This window comes from Aureimonas ureilytica DSM 18598 = NBRC 106430 (assembly GCF_000382705.1).
Taxonomy (GTDB): domain Bacteria; phylum Pseudomonadota; class Alphaproteobacteria; order Rhizobiales; family Rhizobiaceae; genus Aureimonas; species Aureimonas ureilytica.
This window is the reverse complement of the sequence record NZ_ARQE01000007.1, coordinates 58,142-81,558: the sequence shown is the minus strand read 5'-3', so window position 1 is coordinate 81,558 and position 23,417 is coordinate 58,142. Positions and strand designations below refer to the sequence as shown.

Here is a 23,417-nt window from a genome sequence, read left to right as displayed (position 1 = left end):
CTCGCGAGCGTGAGGGCTTCGCCAAGCTTCTCGACCGGATGGAGGAAGGCGACGTCCTCGTTGTGACGAAGATGGACCGCCTCGGCCGAAACTCAATGGACGTTCGGGCGACAGTCGAGCATCTCGCCGGCATGGGCGTCAAAGCTCATTGCTTGGCGCTGGATGGGGTGGACCTGACGAGCTCGACGGGCCGCATGACCATGAGCGTCATCAATGCGGTGGCGGAGTTCGAGCGCGATCTTCTCATAGAGCGCACACAAGCCGGGCTGGTTCGAGCGAAGGAGCAGGTGGAGTGGACCCCGTTTCAGCGGACAGGCGGCGTTTGGGTTTAGGCACTGAGCCTGATGAACTCGCGGGGCGAGTGGAACTTCAGGCCTGAGTGCGGGTGGACCTCGCAATAGTCCTCGATCCATTCGTTGAGCAAGGCGAGGATGGTGTCGGCGTCCGGCAGGATGGTGACGCGAGCGTAGTCGCGTTTCAGGGTTTTGACGAAGGCCTCGGACATGCCGTTGGACTGCGGGCTTCGGACGGGCGTGAAGAGCAGCGTCAGACCGAGGGCCCGGGCCGTGTCGGCCGTGTCCCTGGCGATATAGGCGCTGCCGTTGTCCGAGAGCCATTCGACGGCGTGCGGGACCTTGATGGTGCCGAAGCGACGTTCGACCGCCGTGACCATGAGGTCGCGCACTATCTCGCCGGAGATGCCGGCATTGGCGACGGCCGACCAGGCGATGACCTCTCGGTCGCAGGCGTCCAGCACGAAGAGGATGCGCACTTCCTCGCGGTTGCGGGCGTGGATCTCCAGATGGTCCGAGCACCAGCGGATGTTGGAGCGCAGCGCGATGACGATGCCGTCGTGGGTTCGACCGGGCCGCGAGGCGGTATGGCGTTCGAGCGTCAACCCGTGATGCTGCATGATCCGCAGCACTCGTTTGGCGTTGACGGTCTGCTTCCCCTGAAGGCGCTGTTCCCGGTTCAGCAGCGCCGTGACGCGCCTGTAGCCGTAGCTCGGCCTGACATCGACGATGCCACGGATGGCGGGCAGGATCCCGGCATCCTCGGCCTTGCGATAGGGTCCCCGCGGCGTCACCGTCCTGCCGCGTCGCTCGTTGATGTGGGAACGAGCGACGTTCAGCGTTCGCGCCACGGCCGTAACCGGGAACCGTCCGTCGGACCGCTCCAGGACAGCAAGGGCAAGGTCCGTTTTTTTGGGCGAGCGACGTCGAGCGCCTCTTTGAGGATCTCGTTTTCCATCGTCTTGCGGCCGAGCAGGCGCTCGAGATCACGAACCCGCTTCTCCAGCTCGCGGACCCTCGACGTGCCGACGACATCCTCATCGGCCTGGACGGCAGCATGGCCGCCTTCCAGCATCCGGCGCTTCCAGGCAAAAAGCTGCGAGGGTGAGACGCCAGCCTGACGTGCCACGAAGGACACGCTCATGCCCGGCTGCATCGCCTCCTCGACGAGCCGGACCTTATCGGCGGTCGACCAGCGCCGCCGCCGTTGCACCGAGGTGATGACTTCGACCCGCGAGACCGGGCCGTCAGACGCTTTCGACATAGTCGTACTCATAGGCGAATGCCTATGCCTTGTCGGCTATGCCACCTGCCCGGTCAAAAAGGGGTGCGCTCCATCGCAGACCTTCGGCCGCCATTCGCACGAGGGTTTCGCTATCGGCGCGATCGCCGCTGGCGTGGGCGGCTACAGACTCCGAGGCGCGAACGTCCTCCTGCCCCAAGGCTCCTTGTCCCTAATGAACCCGGACGAGGCTCATTGCGAGGTGAACGGATAGGTGCTGCGCGGCGCCAACGGACAGTTCGTCGCCACAAGGGCGCAGGAGGCGATAGGCGTCTCTTGTCCGCGCGATCTCGCGGCCGTCTCGGCCAGCACGCCGGAGGAGGTGGCGGCCGCTTGGAATCGGATCGCGCTGGAGGCTCCCGAGGCACGCGCGGTAGGCTGACATGGGGTGTCGATCGCGCTGCCCAGCAAGACCGGCCCTTCGACGAATGTCCGGTGTGGAGTGAGCGCATTTGCCGGCTGCTCTGGATCGATACCGAACGCCGCATTCTGAACCAGTTCGATCCTCTAACGGGCAGCAACGAGAGGTTGGGTTTGCCGGATGGGGTCGGCATGGTCGCGGAGCGCGCGGACGGAATGCTGCTCGTCACGCTCGGCTGCGACCTCGCGACCGTGAGCCGTGATGGCATGGTCCACCGGTTTGCAACTGCGACGCATGGAGGGGGGCGCGAATGTCGCCGCTTCTGTTCGTGCTATACGATGGGTTGCGTGACGGTCATCGCCGCCCGAGAAAAGAACAGAACGGGATCTGTTGTGACCTTATTCGCGACTTGCAACGGAGCCATACAGGCTGCTGACAAGGCCGCATCGTATGCGTCTCCTAATTGGCAAATTAGGGAGCCTTGCGCGAGCGGACCCGAGGGGCACGTCACGAGCGTTCTGTCGGTGCGATCGTTCTTAAAAGATCGTGGTCGCGTTCGGTGGGGTTTCGCAGGACGCAGGTGACGCAGAGCGAACCACCCGTGACAGTGTAGTATCTGCAGCATCCGCCACGCACGCGAAATTGGCGAGTGAGGGGCGATGCGCCGTTCCCAGGCTCGAGAGATAGACTTACGAAGCCTGTCTGGCGGTTGCAAAGGGGCGAACCATCCTCCTTCAAGATTGCGAGCGCCGAGGACGTTGCGAATCCAGATCGCGACAGGCGCTCGCCAGCCTGGAGGAAAGCCAGCGCGATAGCGTCCGCGAGTAAACGCCAGAACGCTGACTGTGACAGTCCCGAGCGTTGCGAGAGTTGATGCACGAGCGGGAGGACGTGCGCCTCCGTGCACTCGCGGTAGCGGGTGCACAGTGTCGCCCAATCGGGAGGGTAGGCGGATTTCGCCGTCCCCTCATTCGCCGAAAAGCGCAGCTCTGCTCCGCGGATGGCGTAGGTGCCGTCTCCGGACGCTCCGGAAGGGCCGAAGCGCAAATGGACGGTGTCGGGCGTGAGATCGGGTACCAGTCCGAATTGGACGAAGAGGAAGGCCGTGACGTCCGCGAAGAGATAGGCGTAGTCCGCCATCACGAAGGCAGCAGCTGCCTTCTGATCTGTGCCGTCATACGAGCGCGAACGGTATTCGAGCCAGTTCGCGATCTTGTTCTCGTCGGAAAAAAGCCGGTCGACTGAGTGCCAGCCCGCCAATGCCTCGCCGACCGAGGCAGGAAATCCCGGTATTTGGCTTCTTAGGACTGCGAGCGCCTCGCCGAGGGTCCATTTTCTCCCGTCAGCAATGCTGCCCAGGTGGTCCGCATCGTGATCGGCGACCCCCTTCCGCCCTCTCTCCTTCATCTCGACCATTCCCGAAAGCCCGTATCGTCAACTTGGTCCATCCGGGTGAGCAGGACGAAGACCACTGGCGTGGACACAAGCGCGATTGCCGCGACGCAGCCGAACACGAGGGCATAGCTGGCGACGTGCGCTACCATGCCCATCGCAAGTCCTCCGGTCATGCTGGCGATGCCGTCCGTGCATTGGAGCACAGTGAAGTCCACGCCGGCTTGTCTCGGATCCGAAAGTCGCATGAACTCGGAATAGAGCGCGACGAACCCGATCGAGATGACGCCTGACGAGGAGATGAGTGCAATGGGAACAAGCGCGTCTCTTGGCAGCCCGACGCCGACGGCCATGCCCGCAAGGCTCGCGAGAAGCATGCCCTGTGCGACGAGGGCGAAGACGAGGACCGGTCGGGCGCCGAAGCGCCGGACGAGACCACCCGCCAGCACGGATCCCCCGAGGCCCAGCAACAGGCTGCCCGACCCGTACAGCATTCCGATCGTGGCCAGATCCAGCCCCTCATCGACGAGGAAGGGACCCAGCATGGTCAGGCCCCATTTCTGGCCGACGACGAATAGAATGGTCGCGCCGATCGCGTAGCGCATGTCGCGCCGCGAAAAGGCCGAAGCGAGCGAGGGTCGATGAGGCCTTTCGTCGATGGTGTTCGAACTGCTCGAACTCAACCAGAAAGGCAGGCCAAAGATGAGCACGAGCACGGCCATCACCCAGCAGGCCGGTCCCCAGCCGAGAATCCCGACAAGGACCAGCAGGAGGCCGCCACCGAGCGCCGAGCCAAGATAGGCTCCGCCTACCTGGATGCTATTTGCCCATCCGTGATGGCGTGCAGCAAGGTTCTCCACGGCAAACCCGTCGCAGGCGATGTCCACGGTTGCGGCCACGAAGGCGACCAAAGTCAGGCAAAGGAGAATGGGCAGGAAGCTCATGGGCATGAGTCCCACAAGCGCGATGCCGAGGGCGCAAATCGTGTTCCCGGCAAGAACGATATGGCGCGAGCGATCCCGTCCGTTCATCGGCCGCCGAAATCGATCGAGCCAAGGGGACCAGAGAAATTTGATAGCCCAGGGCAGAACCGCCAAGTGGAGAAGACCCACTGTGTCGAGGGATGCCCCAGCCTCTCTGAGAACCGTCGGCAGACTTACCATTGTCAGCCCGCTGATGACGCTTTGGGCGACGTAGAGGCCGCCGATCGACATCAGAACGCCGATGGCAGCGGGTTTCCTCCCGCTTCCGACGATCGAAACGGGCTCGCTGGTCAGTTCGAAATCGCGCATTGTGTATCCACATTTTGGTCGCTCGGCCGGGCCAACGCCGTCGTCACGGGGCAGATCTCCGCCCCGTACGTTTTCTCACGCGCGCGTAATCGGCGGCTCACGCCGATCCAGCGCCCTGCCGGACGATCGCGAGCGGATTGTCGAGGGTTCCGATGAATTGCAGGCTCTTTTCCGGATCGGCGAGATCGAGCATCTGCTGGTTGTTGGCGATCTGGAGCCGGTTCAGGCAATTCAACGCGAACTGCGAAGCGAAGAGGTCGTAGCGGACATATTTCGCCCCGTATTCGGGATGGCTCGCCTGATAGGTCTCGATGCATTCGGCCACGAGGGCCCAGAAACGGCGTTCATCCAGAAGTCCGACCTCAACGAGAAGGGCCGAGAGGTGGCGGAAGAAGCAATCGAAGACGTCGGTGAAGATGCAATTGGGCTTCATGTCCTCGCGCACCGAGAAAGAGATCCGAGCGATCTCCTCGGGCAGGACGATGTCGCCGTTCAGGATGCCGATCTCCTCGCCGATGTCCTTCATGACAACGCGAACCGGCACGTGGTCCTCGAGAACGAGGATCAGGTTCTCCCCATGAGGCATGAAGGCGAGATCGTACGCATAGAAGCAGTGGATCAGGGGAGAGAGATAGGCGTTCAGCCGCTCGCGCTCCTCCGCCGGCAAGCTGAAGAAGTAGTCGGCATAATCCGGCGACGTCATCTCGAGCGTGAGCTTCGTCAGCTCAAGCGGGAAGTAGCGTGGCGACCGGGTGATCCAGTTCAGGTGGTAGCCATGACGATCGCTCTCCTGCAGCAGATCGCGGAAAATCTCGGCCGCGCTCTGCCCGCTTCCGACCACGGTGATCGAACGCCTTGCCTGCAGCCGGGCCTTGTCGGCGAGATAGGTCGATGAATGGGTGGCGTGATCCATGTCACCCTTCACGCATTCGGGAACATGCGGTGCGTTGCCGGTGCCGATCACCAGCTTCCGAGCGCTATGGGAGTGTCGGCAACCATTGCGGTCGCGGCTGTGGGCGCGATAGCAACGCCCCACCTCGTCGTATTCGACGCGATCGACCGTTTGTCCGAAGAGGACGTTCGGCAGCTGCTCGGCCGCCCAGCGGCAGTACTGGTTGTATTCGTTGCGAAAGAGGAAAAGGTCTTCGCGGATGTAGAACGAGTAGATCCGGTTGTGCAGCTTGGCGTAATTCAGGAAGCTAAAGCGGCTGGTCGGATCCGCGAGGGTGACGAGGTCGCCGAGAAACGGCGTCTGCAACGTCGTTCCGTCGATGAGCATCCCGGGATGCCAATCGAACCGCTCCTTCTGTTCGAGGATGATCCCATTCACCTCGGGGATAGGATCAGTCAGGCAAGCAAGACCCAAATTGAAGGGCCCCGCGCCGATCGCGATGAAGTCGTAGATCACGGAACTCAACTCCTTCGTTTATGTCTCTCGTGGCATGGTCGAAGCAAGCGCGATCGCCGACGCGGCATTACCGTCTGAAAGGCGTGCTGGCGTGCGGGCGATGACGATGATCGCGCGCGGCAACACCCCATTCGCCAACGCTCGACCGAGGTGGCAGACAGGTCTCGGGCAGGACGGGCCCGGTGCCCTAGCGGGCACCGCCGCTTCCTTTCGCAACCAGATTGCCAAGTCTGAGAAAGCTCGGGGTTCGGGTTCCGCTCTCGGAAACTGAACCGCCGGCCCAGTATCTTAGCGAATGATCGGGAAAGCCGGAGGTCGTTCCATCCGGCCGATGCCGTCAGAACCTGTAGCGCACGGACCCGAGCACCTGCCGCTTCTGCTCCTTGTAGCAGAAGCCCTCGGTGCAGACGTCGGCATCCTCGCCGAGGAGGTTGGTGGCGTTCACTTGCAGATGCAGACCGTCGATCTGCGGCACGTCGTAGTGGACGGCTGCATCCACGAAGATCCGGGCATCGTTCGCGAACGTGTTGAGCGCGTCGCCGAAACTCTCGCTCGTGTAGCGGACGCCCGCACCAAAGCCCAGACCGTCGGCAAAGCCGCCTTGGATCGTGTAATCGGCATAGGCTGCGAAGCTGTGGTTGGGCCGCGACGAGATTTCCTTGCCTTCCGTGGCGGCGACCCCTTCGATGACCTCCAGCCTGTTGTAGGCGTAGGAGAGCGTGAGGTTCAGGTCTTCCAGAATCCTTGCCTGCATCGCCACATCGACGCCGTGGCTGCGGAGCGTGTCGAGCTGCACCGAGATCGAGGTGGACCCGTCCGCGCTCGGCTGGATGAAGACGCCATCCTTCTGGTCGATCTGATAGACGGCCGCCGAAATCATCAACGGCAGGGTCGGCGCCTGGTACTTGAGGCCGGCTTCGTACTGTTTCGACGTCGTCGCATCGAAGGCGTTTCCGGCCTCGCCGAACCCGATGTTCGGATTGAACGAGGTGGAGTAGCTGACATAGGGCGAGATGCCGTTGTCGAAGAGGTAGCTGAGGCCGACGCGCCCGGTGACTTGCGCGTCGCGCTTGCGGTCTTCGGGCCCGAGGGCCTGCGGCGTTCCCGAGCGCGTGTCGATCCAAGTCCAGTCATGGCGCAGGCCCGTCACCACCGTCCAGCCGTCGAGGGTGATCGCGTCCTGCGCATAGAGCCCGAACTGCGACTGCCTTTGTGTCTGCGCGACGGAATAGGCCGGGCGGGCGACGGCGCGGGAGAAATCGAGCGTGGCGAGATCGAGCGACGGAGCGCCGCCGAAGCCTTCCGCGTTGTCGAAGCCCAGATGGAAACCGTTCATCCCCATGACAGCGGTGTGGGAGAGCGCGCCCGTCTCGAACTTCGCCTCCAACTGCGTATCGGCAACGCCCGCGTTCAGGCTTTGCTCGACGATCCCCGACCCGCGCCGCAGGATCGGATCGGCTGCCGAATTCAGCGGGTAGAGATATTCCGAAAAGATGTCGATGTGCTGGTAGCGCGCCTTCTGGCGGAAGGTCAGGCGATCCGACAGCCTGTGCTCGAACTCGAAGCCGATGCGTCCCTGGGTCTGGTCGTAATCGTTGAAGTTCGGATCGCCCTGCGGGATGTCGAGCGTTGCAAAACCTTTTGGAGCCTGGACATAGGCGGCGTTGCCGCCGGTTCGCGTGCCCTGGATCTCGCCCAGGACCGAGACGGTCGTATCCGTGTCCGGGGTGTAGGTGAGGGCGGGCGCGAGCAGGAGCGCATCGTCGGAAACGAAGGGGTTGTCGGTGCCCGCGTCGCGCGCGATGCCCGTCATGCGATAGAAGACGTTGCCCGAGGCGCCGAGCGGGCCCGAAGCGTCCAGATTGGCCTGGTAGCGGTCGTTGCTTCCGATCTGGCCTTCCACCTCGTGGAAGGGCGCGACCGTCGGGCGCTTGGAGCGCAGATCGACGATGCCGCCGGTGTTGGACTGGCCGTAGAGGCCGGATGCCGGACCCTTGAGGATGGTGAGGCCTTCGAGACCGTAGGGCTCGACATTGCTGAGCGCGAACCCGTTGGAGAAGTCGCGTAGACCGTCGCGGAAGACACCGGTGTAGCTCGCATCGAAGCCTCGGATGAAGAAGAGGTCGAAGCGCGGGTCGAAGCCGGATTGCCCTGTGCGGACCGAGGCGTCGTAATTGAGCGTCTCCTTGAGGGACTGCGGCTTGCGATCCTCGAGGTTCTTCGGGGTGACGACGGACACCGCCTGGGGCACCCGGATTAGGGGAAGGTCGGTCTTGGTGGCGGCCGAACTCGTCGTCGCCACGTAGCCGTCCGTCTCGAAGGCGCCGTCCGAGTTCCCTGCGGTCGCGCTGATGCCCGTTTCCGGGTCAGCCGCCTGAATGACGATTGGATCGAGGAGGATCGCCTCCTGCGAGACGGCAGGCGATGCGTTGAAGGCGAGGACCGTCGAGCCGCCGAGAAGGGACAGCATTCGGCGCGCTATCCGCGGCCGCTCGCCTTTCGAGGTGATGTTCGCCATGCCTTGCTTCCCTCACGCTTCGGAACGATCCGGCCATGCCCTCGAGCCGGTGCAGGGACGCTTACTAAAACATGACTAACAGAGTCAACTTAAATATCCGCCCTTCAAGCTGGAGAATTCGTGAGATAAGATCTTGTATTAGAATGGTTTTAACTCGAGATCTCAGGTTGGGCATCTCAGCTATTTCATTCGAATATCTTACTATTTTCGGCAATTCAGTTTTGAATTGTTACACCTCGCGGAGGTTCGTCTTTCTGTGCAGCGTGCGGGGCTCGCGGTCGCCGCCACCCGTAGGAAGCGGGAATGACCTGTTGGGCTCTTTTGGGGGCTAGACTGCTTTGGTTGGCCATCAGCAATCCAGCACCCAGGAGGGCTCCGTTGCAAACCGCCGGTTGGGCCGCAATGATCCCGTTCTGTTCTTTTCTCAGGCGATGAACACCTGAAATAGCCGTCCGATGAAGCGCGCCTCCGATCCGCCGGCCAGACTGTCGACCATCGAGCGGAATTGGCCCTTCCGGAACATGCGCATCGTCTCGACCCCCCGAATGGCGTTATGCGCCGTCCTTTGCGACTGGAAGCCCCGCACCGGGCGGATCCGCTGCTTCAGCTTGACATGATCGGACTCAAGCCGGTTGTTCAGGTATTTGGCCTGCCGGTGTCGGCAGCTTGCCGCAAGCCGTCCTTCCCGCCTCAGCGCGGCGATCGCTCCGTTGGTGGCGGGGTTCTTGTCGGTCGAGATCACCGAAGGACGATGGTGCGGAGAGCGGCTCAACGCCTTGCCCAGGAAGTGTTTGGCGGCCTTGGTCGTGCGCTTGGGCGACAGGTGGAAGTCCAGCGTCTCGCCGCGATCGCCGATCGCGCGATAGAGATACATCCACTGCCCACGGACCTTCCATCAAGTCTCGTCGACATACCAGCTGCCGCTGTTGCGGTTGCGGCACCATTGGACACGGCGGTCGAGCTCAGGAGCGTAGTGTCGGACCCACCGATAGATGGTGGTGTGGTCCACGGACAGGCCGCGCTCGGCCATCATCTCCTCGAGGTCGCGGTAGCTCAGCGCGTAGCGGCCGTACCAGCGCATGCACAGAAGGATGATGTCGGGGGCCGAAGTGCCGGCCCTTGAACGCTGCGCTCAGGCCGGGACTCCTATCCGCCGCTATGGGCGGAACGACTCGCACCGGCAACGGTCGTTTGCAACGGAGCCGGCTTGAGCGGGTGGAAACCCGACCGTCCGGCCTCGGGAGAGGAAGTGAGAAAGCGGCCATATCTTGCGAACGCCTGGAGCGGAGCCGAGGGGGCCTGCTCGATGCGCGGATAGAATGAAGGGCGGGACGGTCGGCTGACGTCCCGCCGGTCCGGAAGAGGGACTGGCTTGCCTCCTAATCCGAACGCGCTTCCCACGAGGTGCTGCTCTGCCTCGGGTCATCCCCGCGCGGCCTGGCCTCCTTCTCGATGGGGTCGCCGAGGAACACGGCCAGATCGCCGAGGCGGTCCACTGGGAGTGGTTGTTTCGCCAGCGGAGCGAGAGCCAGGAGCAGCAACAGGACGCCTACCAGCGGCCAGATCATTCGATCCGACGACAGAACCTCGTGATCGCCGCGCGCGTCCATCACGCCTGCAATGCGCGCTGGACGAGGACCGTGTCGACATACTGGACGAACCGAACGATCTGGCCGCCCTGCACCGTCCAGGCATGGACGAAAGGCGCGCGGAAGCTCTTGTTCGTCGCCTTGTACGTTCCGCTGTAGTGCCCGAGCGCGATCACCTCGTCGCCTTCGCTGCCATAGCGGTCCGGTACGGCCTGATAGCCTTCCCATTCGGTCGCCAGCCGGATGAACACGCCATCCACGATGGCCTGCGGGCCACGGAACGTGCCGGCATAGGGGTAGCCTTCCGCTTCCGTCCATTCGATGTCGGGCGACATGCCGGCGAGAACCGCCGGGAGGTCGCCGGAGGCGAAGCCGGCGTAGAGACGCTGGATGACGTCGATGCTCTTCATGGGTCGTTTCCTTCGTTGGCGGTTGCCGGCGCCCTGTCCGGGGCCTCGAAGGAATAGCGTTCGCTCGGATCGCGGCTCGTGTTCGATGCCGACGAACACCTCTCGTCGGATCACCCCCGGTTCGAAGGATGACCGGTCAGAACCGCCAATCGACGGGGGCGGCGGGGCGATAGCAGCAGAAGCTGCCGGTTGCGACCGACAGGGCGAGATGCCGGCCGAGTGCCGGGCAGACGGCCTCGATCTCGGCGATGGCCGCCCTCAGCGTTCGGGTGACGTTGACGCGCATGCGTTCCTGCGGCGAACCGAGGCGCCGGGTCCGTCCGCCGAGTCCGGCATGGCGCGCCAGTTCCCGCGTGACGACGTCGTGCTCGCGCCGCACCCTGTCGCGTTGGTCGTCGTCCAGCGCATCCTCGTCCGCTGCCAGCAATCGTTCGAGAGCGCGCAGGCGCTTGCGATAGGCGGCGAGCGCCTCGCGGTCGAGGGCCGGCTCGCCACGCCCGATCTCGCGCAGGACGCCATCGGCGAGGGCAGCGAGATCCCCGACGGAAATGTCGTCGCCCGGCGACTGGAGAAGATAGCGAAGCTGGCGCAGGCCCTTCGAGTCGGGAAGCATCGCCTGTGCGTCGCCGAGCCCCACGAGCCAGACGGCGGCCTGCCGCCGGAAGGTGCCGATCTCCCGCGTCGGCGTCGCCAGGTCCTCGAGAACCTCTGCCGCAACCGCCCGGGCCGCCATGTCCTGCAAGCGCTCGGCCGTCGCCTCCGCCTCGAGGGCCAGCGCCTTCGCTTGCTCGGGCTCGATTCCGGCTGCCACGCGGATACGAGCGCAGTCGGCGAGAAGCCGCGCGAGCGAACCATGCACATCGCCGAGGCGCGACAGCCCGACGCGCCGGCACAGCGCCAGAGCCTCGTCGTAGAGCGGCACGGCCTCCGCTGCCCTTTCCCGCACTTCGAGGATGCCGGCAAGGCTTTGGGTGCCGATCATCCGCACGACGAGACTGCCGTCCCGCTGCGTGGCGACGACCTCTTCGTAGCAGGCGGCCGCTTGGTCCCGCTCGCCGAGGCGCTCGAAGCCGAAGCCGACATTCCAGGCGGCGAAGCCTTGACCCCATCGGTCCTCCGGGTGGCGCGCGATCAGCGTGGCGCCCTCCTCAGCCCGTTTCAGCCCCGTCTCCGCATCGCCCGATATCGTGTCGCATTCGCCCCGCAGGCAGAGGAGATAGCCGCGCAGGAGATCGGCGCCGGGCGCCTCCAGCCCCGCCAGGAGCGCCAAGCCGCGATCCAGCTCGTGCGCGGCTTCCGCCCAGTCGCCGGTGTCGTGCGCTTCGAGAAAGCCGAGTGCGAACTGTGCCGCCGCCCGCAGCATGGCCGGTGCATCCCCGGCCTCGGCCAAGGCTGCGCGCAGCCAGCCGATGCCCTCGCGATGGCGGCTGGCCGTCCACCAGAACAGGGTCAGGGCGACCGCCGTCTCCAGCGCTTCGACGCCGCGTCCCGTGTCCAGGAGGGTTCGGAGCGCCGCGTGAAGATTGTCGACCTCCGCTTGAAGCCGGGGAAGCCAGGCATCCTCCGGCACGAAGTTCACGGCCCGCGCCTCCAGCGCCAGGGCGGCGAAATGGGCGGCGTGCCGGCTGCGCAGCGTGTCCAGTTCGCCCGCCTCCCGAGCCAGTTCCGCCGCGAACAGCCGCGCCGTATGGAGAAGCCGATAGCGCGCCGTCGGCAGATGGAACTGGACCAGCGAGTGGTCCACGAGCTTGCGTAGCGCCGGCAGGACATCCGTCGGCGCCAACCCGTCGCCAGCGCAGACCGGCGCGACGGCGCTCAAGGGAAAGCCTGCCGGAAAGGCGGCAAGACGCCGGAGAAGCAGGCGCGCGCGCGGCGAAAGAAGCGCGTGGCTCCATCGCATGGTCGCCGTCAGGGTCGCCTGGCGATCCGTCAGGGGGCCGCGACGCTGGAGGATGTCCAGCCCTTCCGAGAGCTGCGCGGCGATCTCGCCGACGGGCAGCACATCCGCCCAGCCCGCCGCAAGCTCGATCGCCAGGGGCAGTCCGTCGACCGCTTGGCAGACGGCGCGCGCGGCGTCCAACGCCCTGCCTTCCAAGACGATATCCGGCGCGCGGCGGCGCGCGCGGGATAGGAAGAGATCGAGCGCGGCCGGCTCGTCCAGCACCGGGAGACGGACCTGGACCTCGTCCGGCAGTCCGAGCGGCACGCGGCTGGTGGCGACGATGCGGAGCTTGCGCGCGCCGCGCGCCAGGGCATCGACCAGGTTGGCGGCCTCCTCGACGACATGCTCGCAATTGTCGAGAACGAGCACCTGTTCGACATCGCGGAGCCATTCCGCGATGGCCTCGCGATACGGCCGTCCCTTCGTCTGCGGCATGTCGACGGCAGCGGCGACGGCGCCGAGCACCGCGGCTTCGCCGGCCAATCCGTCGAACCGTACGGAAGCGGCGCGACAGGCATCCGTCTTGCCCCTGGCGCTCAGCCATTCCAGCACCAACCGGGTCTTGCCGACCCCGCCCGGACCGGTAACGGTGACGATGGCCGAGGAGCGCGCCAGCGCGTCGAGATCCCGCAATGCCGCATCGCGGCCGATAAAGGCATCGCGGCCCGGCCTCATGGCGAACTCCCTCATCGAAAGCGGAACATAGCCAGTTCTCAAACGGCTTGATTGCCGTTTGGCAAGATCGAACCTCACCTCACTGGAATACGAAAGCGCCCTCCTGCATCGATGGCCGGTTTGGGGACCGTCGGAGAGCGGCCGCGCAGTCCGCTCGGGGTCGAAAGCGGATAGGCCGCGTCTGGCCGTGGCCCCTCTTGGCAGCCCGAGAGCGGACGGGGTGGTTTGCGGACCGTCCGGTCTGGAGCATTCTCTGACGAAAGCGGACCTTCCTCCCGATGAGGCACCGGTCAGCTGTCATGGAACCCGTATCGGGCCCAACTCGGCCCCACTTCGTCGGCGAGTTTTCTTGGTGTAGGTCTTCGATCCTAGCTCGATACGTCCGCCAGCGAGGGCCTCCATCCATGCGCATCCTCCTCGTCGAAGACGATCCCGACCTCGCCACCTGGCTCAGCCGCAGCCTCGCGCAACGCGGTTCCGTGGTAGAGTGGGAGGAAGACGGGCGGCTGGCGGAGCTGCGGCTGAAGGGGGAGACCTTCGACGCGATCGTCCTCGACCTCGGCCTGCCGTCCCTCGATGGGGCATCGCTCCTCAAACGCCTGCGCGCCGCCGACGATGCGACGCCGACCCTCATCGTCACGGCCCGCGACGAGTTGTCGAAGCGGGTGGAACTCCTCCATGCCGGGGCGGACGACTTCCTCGCCAAGCCCTTCGCCGTGGAGGAACTGGAAGCGCGGCTCGTCGCCCTGGTGCGGCGCAGCCACGGGCGGGCGCGGGGTGTCTACCAGTGCGGGCCGCTGGTTTTCGACCAGAACGCCCAGCGCTTTATCCTCGACGGCGCGCCGCTGGCGCTGGCGCCGCGCGAGCACGCGATCCTGCGCGAACTCATCCAGCGCGTGGGCGAGCCGCTCACCAAGCAGCAGCTCCTCGATCGGCTCGTATCGACCGACAGCGACCTGCATCTCGAAGCCGTGGAGGTGATGGTCCATCGCCTGCGCCGAAAGCTCGGCGGCGCGAGCGTGCAGATCGTCACGCTGCGGGGGCTCGGCTACTTCCTGGAGGCGACCGACGGTGGAGCCGCCTGACATGTCGGCGACCGCCCGGAACACGTCGCGCCCACTCTGGCTGACGCTCGCCCTCTGGACCCTTCCGGGCCTCGTCTTCCTGCTCGCGGCCGGCCTCTGGCTCTCGGCCGCCTCGCTGCACGACCTCTCCGACAGCGCCTACGACCGCTCGCTCGCGGGCGCCATCCGGGCGATCGACCTCAACGTGTCGACCGAAAGCGGCGGCGTCGGGGTGGAACTGCCCTATCCCCTGTTCGAGAGCTTCCAGGCGACCGCGTCGGGCGAGGTCTACTACCGCATCGCGACCGACGACGGGCTGGTGCAGATCGGCGACGCCCTGCTTCCGCCGCCGCCGCCGCTCGCGGTCGGCGAGATGCGCTTCTACGACGCGACCTATTTCGATCGGCCGATCCGCGTCGCCGCCTTCAAGCGGCCGCTGGACCGCCCGCTCTACGGCGCGGCGAGCGCGCAGAACATCGTCATCGAAGTGGCCGAGACGACGGGCTCGCGCGAGGCGTTCCGCCGCGATCTCATCCGCCGGGCCATCTCGCGCGATGCGCTGGCGGTCCTCGTGGCCGCGACCCTCCTGGCGCTGGGGGTGCGCTTCGCCCTGGCGCCCCTCTCGGCTCTCAAGGATCGGCTCGACCGCCGCGAGCCTGACGATCGCTCGCGCCTCGACGGCGCCGGCCTGCCGCGCGAGGTGCGCCCGCTCGTCGGGGCGATGAACGATCTCCTCCAGCGCCATCGCGAACGGGGCGAAGCCCAGCGGCGCTTCATCGACGACGCCTCGCACCAGCTGAAGACCCCGATCGCCGTCCTCCGGTCGCAGGTCGACTTCGCCATCCGTTCCGCCGATCCGGAGGCGACGCGGCGGACGCTGGAGGCGATGCGCCCGGTCATCGACAGGGCCGGGCGCACGACCACGCAGCTCCTGGCTCTGGCGCGGGCCGAGAATGCGCTGCTGCTCGAACCGTCGCAGGAGGCGGCGGTGGACCTGCCGAGGCTCCTGCGCGAGGTCGCGCGACTTCACCTCGCCGAGGCAAGGCGCGGGCGCATCGATCTGGAGATCGACGCGCCCGAAGAGCCTCTCCTGGCGAATGGGTCCGAGCCTCTTCTCTTCGAAGCGTTGAGCAACCTCCTCGACAATGCGCTGCGGGCCTCGCCGCGCGGCGGCCGTGTCGTCCTCTCGGCCGCGCCGAGCCGGGACGCGGGGTGGCTCGACGTCGAGGTGCGGGACGAGGGGCCGGGGATGGACAAGAACCGGCTGGCACGGGCGGGGGAGCGGTTCGCGACCGGTCCCGACGCGATCGCGGGCGAGGCGGCGGCCCGCACGGGGCTGGGGCTTGCGATCGTCGCCACGATCGCTCGCGCCCATGGCGGCGAGATGCGCCTTCGCAACGGGGTCGAGAAGGGGCTGGTCGCTTCGCTTCGCCTGTCGGCACCCCTCGGCGATGGTGCGGCGCAGCTGAAAGCCGGATGAAAGCTAACAGTCGTTAAGGAGGCTGACGGGCTGGGAGGCCCGCACCGTTCCTTGGGAGGAATCCTTGACGAAGACCCTGATCCGCGCGGCGCTCGCCGTCGGCGCCGCCGCCCTGTCCCTCGCCGCCGTGCCGGCGCTCGCCGAACCCGCCAAGCCCGAATGCATCGCGCCCGCCCAGCCCGGCGGTGGCTTCGACATCACCTGCAAGCTTGCCCAGGCCGCGCTGAAGGAGTCCGGCGCGCTGGAGGCGATGCTGCGCGTGTCCTACATGCCGGGCGGCATCGGTGCCGTCGCCTTCAACACGATCGCCGGCCAGCGCCGGGACGAGCCGGGCACGATCGTCGCCTTCTCGGCCGGCTCGCTCCTCAATCTCGCGCAGGGCAAGTTCGGCGCCCACACGGCCGCCGACGTGCGCTGGGTCGCCTCGGTCGGCACCGACTACGGCGCCGTCGTGGTGGCGGCGGACTCGCCCTGGACCTCGCTGAAGGACATGATGGAGGCGATCAAGGCCGATCCCTCCAAGGTGATCCTGGGCGCCGGCGGCACGATCGGCAGCCAGGATTGGATGAAGGCGGCGCTCACCGCGCGCGCGGCCGGTATCGACCACAAGACCATGCGCTTCGTCGCCTTCGAGGGCGGCGGCGACTGCGCGACCGCGCTCCAGGGCGGCCATGTGCAGGTCTGCATGAACGATGTCGGCGACAGCCAGGCGGCGATCGACGGCGGCGCGCCGTTGAAGCTCCTTGCGATCTATTCGGCCGATCGTCTCGCCGGCAAGCTCGGCCAGGTGCAGACCGCCAAGGAGCAAGGCTACGACATCGAGTGGCCGATCGTGCGCGGCTTCTATGTCGGACCCGAGGTCTCGGACGCGGACTACCAGTGGTGGGCCGATGCCTTCGCCAAGGCGATGGCCGCGCCCGGCTACGCCCAGCTCCTGACCGACCGCAACCTCCTGGCCCTGCCGATGACGGGCGACGCGCTGAAGACCTTCGTCGACGAGCGGGTGGCGACCTACAAGGAACTCGCCTCCGGCTTCGGCCTCGTCGCGAAGTAAGGGGAGCGCCATGAGCAACGATCGGACGCTCGGGGGCCTGGCGGTGCTCATGGCCCTGACGCTCGTCGCCTTCGGATGGGGGCTCGCCGCCCCCTTCGCCTACGAACCCGTCGGCCCCCGCGCCTTTCCGATGATCACGGCGATCCTGATCGGAGCCTGCGGGATCGTGCTCCTCGTCAAGGGCGGCGGCGCGGTCGAGCCCAACGCCGCCGGCGTCAACCGGGGCATCCTCGGCATCGCCGCCACGCTCCTCGCCTACGCGCTCCTGTTCCAGCCGCTCGGCTTCGTCGTCTCGACCGCTCTGATGAGCGCCGTCGTCGCGCGCATCTTCGGCGCGACCTTGGCGCAGAGCGCAGGCACGGGCGTCGTCCTCTCGGTCGGCTCGTTCCTCCTCTTCGACCACGGGCTCGACGTCGTCCTGCCGACGGGCATCCTCGGGGACCTCCTCTGATGGATACGCTCGGCTTTCTCCTCACCGGCTTCTCGGTCGCCGCGACGCCGATGAATCTTGCGCTCGCCGCGCTCGGGGCCGTGGTCGGTACCATGGTCGGCGTTCTTCCGGGCCTCGGGCCGGTCAACGCGGTGGCGATGCTGGTGCCCGTCGTCTTCGCGCTCGGCCTGCCGCCCGAATCCTCCATGATCCTGATGGCGTCGATCTATATCGGCTCAGAATATGGCGGGCGCATCAGCGCCATCCTCATCAACGTGCCGGGCGAGGCCTCGGCGGTGATGACGGCGCTCGAAGGCTATCCGCTGTCGCGCCAGGGCAAGGCGGGCATCGCGCTCTCGCTTTCGGCCTGGACCTCCTTCGTCGGCTCGATGCTGGCCACCGTCGGCATCGTCATCGCCGCGCCCGTCCTATCGCGCTGGGCGCTGGCCTTCGGGCCGGTGGAATACGTGGCGCTGATGGTCTTCGCCTTCGCCTCGCTCGCCGGCCTCCTTGCTGACCAGCCGGTCAAGGCGCTGCTCGCGGTCGGCATCGGCCTCGCGCTCTCCACGGTCGGCATCGATCCGAACTCCGGCGTCTTTCGCTACACGTTCGACATGCCGAACCTCATCGACGGCATCCAGTTCGCCACGATCGTCATCGGCCTCTTCGCGATCTCGGAACTGCTGCTGCTCTACGAGAGCCACCGCGCCGGCATCCCGACGAAGGTCGAGAGCATGGGGCGCAGCCTCTTCAACCTCGCCGAGATGCGCCTCACCAACATGGCGACGCTGCGCGGCTCGGCCATCGGCTTCTTCATCGGCCTGCTGCCGGGCGCCGGCGGCACGGTCGGCTCGGTGCTCGCCTATTCCACCGAGAAGCGCATCGTCGAGCGGCAGGACCCCCAGGGCGCCCGCTTCGGGCGAGGGGACCTTCGCGGTCTCGCCTCGGTCGAGGCGGCCAACAACAGCGCCTCCAACTCCAACTTCATCCCGATGCTGACGCTCGGCATCCCGTCATCGGGCACGACCGCGATCATGCTCGGCGTCCTGACCCTCTACAACATCACGCCCGGCCCGGTGCTCTTCACGAGCCAGCCGGAACTCGTCTGGGGCCTCATCGCCTCGCTCTTCATCGGCAACGTGATGCTGCTCGCGATGAACATCCCCTTCGTCGGTCTCTTCGCCCGCATGCTCTCGGTTCCGGCCTGGACGCTGGTGCCCTTCATCGTGGTGGTGAGCGCGGTCGGCGTTTATTCCGGCAAGTCGGCGGGGTTCGATCTCGTGCTGATGGTCGTCGTCGGCGTCATCGCCTGGTGGCTGCGCAGGCTGTCGGTGCCGATGGCGCCGCTGATCCTCGGCTTTGTGCTCGGCAAGATCCTGGAGCAGAACCTGCGCCGCGCGCTGTCGCTTTCTGCCGGCGAGGTGTCGATCCTCTGGTCGAGCTGGATCGCCGTGGTGCTCTGGACGGCGGCCGCCCTGATGCTGGTCATGCCGATGGTCCTTGCGAGACTTCGCAAGCCGGATGCGCCGCTTGCGGTCGACGCCCGCCTGCCGCCGGAATGAGGGGACCGAGGCCATGAGCTATCTCAACGACCTGTCAACGAAGGAGCCGGCCGGACGCCGGCTCCGCGAGCGCTTGGCCCAGCCGGGCATCCTGCGCCTGCCCGGCGCCCAGAACGGTCTTGCCGCGCTTCAGGCGCGGCGGGCCGGCTTCGAGGCACTGTACCTTTCGGGCGCGGCCATGAGCGCCTCGATGGGCCTGCCCGATCTCGGCATCATGACGGCCGCCGACGTCGCCTTCTTCGTCCGGCAGGTGGCGGGCGCCTCGGGACTGCCCGTGGTGGTCGATGCCGACACGGGGTTCGGCGAGGCGCTGAACGTCATGGCGACGGTCGCGGCGCTGGAGACGGCGGGGGCGGCCGCCATCCACATCGAGGACCAGATCCTGCCGAAGAAATGCGGCCATCTCTCCGACAAGCGGCTGGCGAGCCCCGGCGACATGGCCGCCAAGGTCGCGGCGGCGATCCGGGCACGGCGCGATCTCCTCGTCATCGCCCGCACGGACGCGGCCGCGAGCGAAGGTCTGGAGGCCGCCATCGCCCGCGCCCGGCTCTATCTCGAGGCCGGGGCCGACGCCATCTTCCCCGAGGCCCTGACGAGCGCCGAGATGTTCCGCGCCTTTGCCGACGCGCTGCCGGGCGTGCCGCTTCTCGCCAACATGACCGAGTTCGGCCGCACGCCGGCCTTCACCGCCGCCGAGTTCGAGAGCTTCGGCTATGCGATGGTGATCTGGCCCGTCAGCGCGCTGCGCGTCGCCGCGAAGGCCCAGGAGGCGCTCTATACCGCGATTGCGCGCGACGGCGCTGCTACGGCCATGCTCCCATACATGCAAACGCGCGCCGAGCTCTACGAGACGATCGGCTATTTCGACTACGAGGCGCTCGACGGTCAGATCGCAAAAAGCGCTTTCCCGCCGTTGTCCTCGTAATGGACCGCCAACGCGCAGACGATGTCGCCAGGTCCTGTTCAAGACTGTTCGATGTCCGCTTCGGATCACCCGGCGATGCTCGTCGAAAGTCGCACTCGGGTCGATAGCGGATGGGCTGGTTCGGGACGTCTGCTTTCTCGATCACCTGAGACCGGACCGGGTGGTTAGCGGTCGGTCGGCGCATGAGATCGAGCCGGCGTTGTGAGCCATTCGTCGTCGCCTCACAGGCCCGACACGGGACGCGTTCCCAGGCGTTCCGTCAAGCGCAGCAGGTAGCCGTCCGGATCTTGGACCGACATCTCGATCTGTCCGTGCTCGATCTCGTTCATCAATCCCGACGGCGCTACCGGCCCGCCGTCGTGACGAAGCCGGGAAACTCCAGCTTCCGGCGGTCCAACGATCGGGAGCAGCTCAGATCAAGACAGGACTCTCACTCCCGCTGGATGAAAAGCGGGGGTCACGTCAGGGTCAGTATACCCGCACATCAACCTTTGCCGCATCGTCGCGCTCGGCTGCGCTGGACCGGGCGCCCGCGATCAGCAGAGATATGTCGTTGGGACCAATCATGAACCGATAGCCCAGAGCGCGCAGATCGCTCCAACCTCGTCCCGCGCCGAGAATCGTGGCCAGTGGCATGCCGGCCGTGGCGGCCGACGCCTCGATCCGCTTCAGCAGTTCCTGGGGCGCCGCCTCTTCCATGCGCTCGAGGTGATCGATCGATCCGGCCAAGTCGTTCGGGCCGACGAAGATCAGGTCGACGCCTGGCACGGCGGCGATCTGCGGCAGGTTCTCGACCGCATCGATGTGCTCGCACTGGAGCATCAGAAGCAGTTCGTCGGCCGCTTCCCGTCGGGCGTAGCCGGATCGCGCGCCCCAGTCCGAGGCGCGAAGGATCGGCGCTGCGTAGCCGCGCCGCCCAAGGCCGGGATAGCGGCAGGACGCGACGATATCCTGTGCTTGGGCCGCCGTGTTGACCATCGGCACGATCAGCGAGCGGAACCCGCGGTCCAGCGCCCGCTTCAGCGTCGTGTCCGCCCCGTCGGGCACGCGCAGCACCACATCCGCACCAGCCGCCTCCGCCGCGCGGGCGACGGCCACCCAGTCGTTGAGGTCGCCGACGCCGTGCTCCCCGTCGATGACAAGCGTATCCCAGCCATGCCGGACCATGATCTCCGCGACATCGGGATTACCGAGTTCGATCCAGGCCGCACCCACCTGCTCGCCGGCGGCGAGACGCTTCTTCAACCGGTTCATGCCATGTCCCTCATGTCGAATACCTTGCCGGGGTTCAGGATAGACTGCGGGTCGAGCGCGGCCTTCAGGCGCCGCATCAGCGCCAATTCCTGCGGATTGCGGGAGTAGGAGAGGTAGGGCTTTTTCAAGAGACCGATGCCGTGCTCGGCCGAGATCGTCCCGCCGAAGTCGCGGACGGTCTCGTAGACCGCAGCCGAGATCTGCGACATCGGCTGTGTCTCGGCGCTGCGCGAGCGCGCCACCAGATGCAGGTTTCCATCGCCGATATGCCCGTAATACACGGACATGGCGTCGGGCACGCGTTCGGCGAGCTGTGCTCGGCAGGCGACCGCGAAATCGTCCATCCGCGCGGCGGAAAGCCCGATGTCGAAGGCGACATGCGGCCCGAGGCGACTGCCGAACTCGGAGCAGGCGTCGCGTGTCGCCCAGAAGGCGGCTACGTCTCCCATGCTCTGCGAGATGGCTGCGTCGGAGACGAGCCCGCTCTCGAACTGCGCCTCGATCCAGCCCTGGAACCTGGGGCCGTCGATCTCGTCGGACAGACCCTGCGCCTCGACGAGCACGTAGAAGCGGTGCTGTCCCGTCAGCGGAGAGCGCACGCCGACCGTCGTGGTCGCTTCGTACCAGTAATCGGCCCACATGACCTCGAAGGCAGAGAGCATCGGTCCGAGGCCGCGCCGCGCCGCGCCCAGAAGCGATACAACGTCGGCATAGTCATCCACGCCGCACAGGGCGGCGTTGACGCAACCGGGGCGCGGCTGCATGCGCAGCACCGCGCGGGTGATCACGCCGAGCGTGCCCTCCGAACCGATGAACAGCTGCTTCAGGTCGTATCCCGCGTTGTTCTTGATCATCTTGTTCAGGCTGGTGACGAGCGTACCGTCCGGCAGCACGTATTCCAGACCGAGCACCATCTCGCGCGCCATGCCGTAACGGATGACGCGGTTGCCGCCGGCATTGGTCCCGAGGTTTCCGCCGATCTGGCACGAGCCGCGTGCCCCGAGGTCCAGGGGAATGAAGAAGCCGGCATCGTCGGCGGCGCGCTGGATCACCTCCAACGGCGTTCCGGCACGCACCGTCAAGGTCGAGGCCGCAGGATCGATATCCTCGATGCCCTGCAGCCGCTCCAGCGACAGCATCACTGCACCGGCGATCGGATGCGCGCCGCCCGCCAGACCCGTGAGACCGCCTTGCGGTACGACCGCGACGCCATGCTGGGCGCAGATCCGGACGGCTTCTGCCACGCCTTCCGGCGTGTCGGGCCGCACGACGGCGAGCGGCATCTGGGGTGGCAGGTAGCTCGTGTCCTGCAGGTTGCGCGCGGGGGTCTCTGCGCCGGGCAGGAAGGCCGAGCCGGAAAAGGCGGAGGCGAGCGCGGCGAGGCAGGCTTGGGCTTCTACTGGCATGATCAACCTTTGGAAGAGGAGCCGTTGCGGCGCAGGGGAGCGCCGCAACGGAAGCGGCAGCGCGGGGTCAGTTGCCCCGCAGCTTTTCGAGTTCGCCCGTCAGACGGTCGTAGTTCTCCCGTCCGACGGTCGACATGGCGGCGTCGTAGACCGGGGCGACGATCTCGCGCAGACGAGCGGTTTCCTCCGGGCCGAGCTCGGACACCGTCATGCCGTGTGTCTTGAGCTCGTTCAGCGCCTCTTCGACTGCGGCGCGAGAGCGTTCGATCTGCTTGACGCGCCCATCCGCGGCGCAGGTACGCATGAGGTCCTGCTCCTCGTTCGTCAGCTTGTCCCAGACCGTCTTGGAGATCAGAACCGGCGTCGGCGAATAGGCATGGCGCGTCAGGGTCAGGTATTTCTGGACTTCGTAGAACCGGCTGGCCTGGATCAGCGGCAGCGGGTTCTCCTGGCCGTCCACGGCGCCCGTCTCCAGCGCGGTGAACACCTCGCCGAAGGCCATGGGCACCGGATTGGCCCCCAAGCGGCGGAAGGTGTCGAGGAAGATCGGGTTCTGCATGACGCGGAAATTGAGGCCCTGGAAGTCCTCGACCTTCTCGATGGCATGCTTGTTGTTGGTCGCGTTGCGGAAGCCGTTCTCCCAGATCGAAAGCAGCACGAGACCGTGCGCCGGCATCTTGGCCGCCACGTGATCGAAGAAGGGACCGGTCATGACCGCGTCCACCTCGGCGTCCGAATTGAACAGGAAGGGGAGCTCGAACGCGCTCATCGCCGGCTCGATCCCGCCGATGGCGGCGGCACCGGTGACGACCATCTCGATCGATCCCGAGCGGACCGACTGCGTGGCCTCCGCGTCGTCACCCAGCTCGCCGTTGTAGAAGCCTCGCAGCTTCATCTTCTTGTCGGTCTTGGTTTCCAGGCACGCCGACATGCCCTTGACGCCTGCGGAGACCGGATGATCCTCCGCCGCCCCGTTCGAGATCTTGAACGTGTGGCGGCCGACCTCCGCGCCGGCCGGGGCCGTCAACGACAAAGCGATGATGGCGGTGCCGAGAAAGGCGCTCATGTTGCGTTTCATTC

General features: G+C 66.3%; 18 protein-coding genes and 2 pseudogenes. 9 read left to right on the top strand and 11 right to left on the bottom strand.

All coding sequences use genetic code 11. From position 1 onward, the window contains the following. Positions 1 to 5: 5 nt before the first annotated feature. Positions 6 to 287, top strand: a pseudogene (locus B146_RS29095) (recombinase family protein); the annotation flags it as partial. 41 nt (positions 288 to 328) lie between these two features. On the opposite strand, the gene B146_RS0115535 reads toward B146_RS29095, so the two are convergent. Further along, a protein-coding gene (locus B146_RS0115535; RefSeq protein WP_155897533.1) for an IS3 family transposase occupies positions 329 to 1,557 on the bottom strand; the annotation gives its coding sequence in 2 pieces (ribosomal slippage) (positions 329 to 1,209 and positions 1,209 to 1,557; 1,230 coding nt in all). On the opposite strand from B146_RS0115535, the gene B146_RS28400 reads away from it, so the two are divergent. Together B146_RS28400 and B146_RS30290 are read left to right on the top strand one after the other, a co-directional pair. Continuing rightward, entirely contained in the window at positions 1,514 to 1,789 is a 276-nt protein-coding gene (locus B146_RS28400; RefSeq protein ID WP_202814998.1) for an AraC family ligand binding domain-containing protein, read from the top strand. The two genes, B146_RS0115535 and B146_RS28400, sit on opposite strands and share 44 nt — an antisense overlap. A 221-nt stretch (positions 1,790 to 2,010) precedes the next feature. Further along, positions 2,011 to 2,520, top strand: coding sequence for an SMP-30/gluconolactonase/LRE family protein (locus B146_RS30290; protein ID WP_407638562.1), 510 nt, complete (start codon positions 2,011 to 2,013; stop codon positions 2,518 to 2,520). Here B146_RS30290 and B146_RS0115525 read toward each other — a convergent pair. The 7 genes and pseudogenes from B146_RS0115525 to B146_RS27875 form a co-directional block, all read right to left on the bottom strand. After that, the gene (locus B146_RS0115525) at positions 2,444 to 3,352 is read right to left on the bottom strand and encodes a ferric iron reductase (RefSeq protein WP_019997377.1); all 909 of its coding nucleotides are present in this window, start codon (positions 3,350 to 3,352) and stop codon (positions 2,444 to 2,446) included. The genes B146_RS30290 and B146_RS0115525 overlap by 77 nt on opposite strands. Next, the gene (locus B146_RS0115520) at positions 3,340 to 4,620 is read right to left on the bottom strand and encodes an MFS transporter (protein ID WP_019997376.1); all 1,281 of its coding nucleotides are present in this window, start codon (positions 4,618 to 4,620) and stop codon (positions 3,340 to 3,342) included. The genes B146_RS0115525 and B146_RS0115520 overlap by 13 nt, the downstream gene beginning before the upstream one ends. A 97-nt stretch (positions 4,621 to 4,717) precedes the next feature. Continuing rightward, positions 4,718 to 6,028, bottom strand: a complete 1,311-nt coding sequence (locus B146_RS27880; RefSeq protein ID WP_019997375.1) for a SidA/IucD/PvdA family monooxygenase — start codon at positions 6,026 to 6,028, stop codon at positions 4,718 to 4,720. Between the two features lie 337 nt (positions 6,029 to 6,365). Then, on the bottom strand, positions 6,366 to 8,498 hold the full coding sequence (locus tag B146_RS0115510) for a TonB-dependent siderophore receptor (protein ID WP_040408670.1): 2,133 nt from the start codon (positions 8,496 to 8,498) through the stop codon (positions 6,366 to 6,368). A gap of 472 nt (positions 8,499 to 8,970) precedes the next feature. Next, positions 8,971 to 9,682: pseudogene (locus B146_RS30285) on the bottom strand (IS6 family transposase). Positions 9,683 to 10,155: 473 nt separating this feature from the next. Continuing rightward, on the bottom strand, positions 10,156 to 10,545 hold the full coding sequence (locus B146_RS0115495) for a nuclear transport factor 2 family protein (protein ID WP_019997370.1): 390 nt from the start codon (positions 10,543 to 10,545) through the stop codon (positions 10,156 to 10,158). 136 nt (positions 10,546 to 10,681) lie between these two features. Then, the gene (locus B146_RS27875; protein ID WP_019997369.1) at positions 10,682 to 13,162 is read right to left on the bottom strand and encodes an ATP-binding protein; all 2,481 of its coding nucleotides are present in this window, start codon (positions 13,160 to 13,162) and stop codon (positions 10,682 to 10,684) included. Positions 13,163 to 13,566: 404 nt separating this feature from the next. Here B146_RS27875 and B146_RS0115485 point away from each other — a divergent pair, with 404 nt between their 5' ends. From B146_RS0115485 to prpB, 6 genes are all read left to right on the top strand, one after another. Beyond that, a complete protein-coding gene (locus tag B146_RS0115485) occupies positions 13,567 to 14,247 on the top strand; it encodes a response regulator (protein WP_019997368.1) in 681 nt (226 codons plus the stop codon). Position 14,248: 1 nt separating this feature from the next. Continuing rightward, positions 14,249 to 15,706 carry a sensor histidine kinase gene (locus B146_RS0115480; RefSeq protein WP_051091580.1) on the top strand — a complete coding sequence of 486 codons (1,458 nt, stop codon included), beginning with the start codon at positions 14,249 to 14,251 and terminating at the stop codon, positions 15,704 to 15,706. A 64-nt stretch (positions 15,707 to 15,770) separates the two neighbouring features. After that, positions 15,771 to 16,760: a Bug family tripartite tricarboxylate transporter substrate binding protein gene (locus tag B146_RS0115475; protein ID WP_019997366.1), complete on the top strand. Its 990-nt coding sequence runs from the start codon at positions 15,771 to 15,773 to the stop codon at positions 16,758 to 16,760. A 10-nt stretch (positions 16,761 to 16,770) separates the two neighbouring features. Continuing rightward, positions 16,771 to 17,211: a tripartite tricarboxylate transporter TctB family protein gene (locus B146_RS0115470; protein ID WP_019997365.1), complete on the top strand. Its 441-nt coding sequence runs from the start codon at positions 16,771 to 16,773 to the stop codon at positions 17,209 to 17,211. Further along, the gene (locus tag B146_RS0115465) at positions 17,211 to 18,752 is read left to right on the top strand and encodes a tripartite tricarboxylate transporter permease (RefSeq protein WP_019997364.1); all 1,542 of its coding nucleotides are present in this window, start codon (positions 17,211 to 17,213) and stop codon (positions 18,750 to 18,752) included. The genes B146_RS0115470 and B146_RS0115465 overlap by 1 nt, the downstream gene beginning before the upstream one ends. Before the next feature lie 13 nt (positions 18,753 to 18,765). Beyond that, entirely contained in the window at positions 18,766 to 19,677 is a 912-nt protein-coding gene (gene prpB, locus B146_RS0115460) for a methylisocitrate lyase (protein ID WP_026358634.1), read from the top strand. A 468-nt stretch (positions 19,678 to 20,145) separates the two neighbouring features. Here the strand turns inward: prpB and B146_RS0115450 are convergent, their stop codons facing one another. From B146_RS0115450 to dctP, 3 genes are all read right to left on the bottom strand, one after another. Further along, complete coding sequence (locus B146_RS0115450; protein WP_019997361.1) at positions 20,146 to 20,931, bottom strand: HpcH/HpaI aldolase family protein; 786 nt, start codon at positions 20,929 to 20,931, stop codon at positions 20,146 to 20,148. Next, positions 20,928 to 22,337: an FAD-binding oxidoreductase gene (locus B146_RS0115445; protein WP_019997360.1), complete on the bottom strand. Its 1,410-nt coding sequence runs from the start codon at positions 22,335 to 22,337 to the stop codon at positions 20,928 to 20,930. The genes B146_RS0115450 and B146_RS0115445 overlap by 4 nt, the downstream gene beginning before the upstream one ends. Positions 22,338 to 22,404: 67 nt before the next feature. Next, the gene (gene dctP, locus B146_RS0115440) at positions 22,405 to 23,415 is read right to left on the bottom strand and encodes a TRAP transporter substrate-binding protein DctP (protein ID WP_019997359.1); all 1,011 of its coding nucleotides are present in this window, start codon (positions 23,413 to 23,415) and stop codon (positions 22,405 to 22,407) included. Positions 23,416 to 23,417 lie beyond the last annotated feature (2 nt).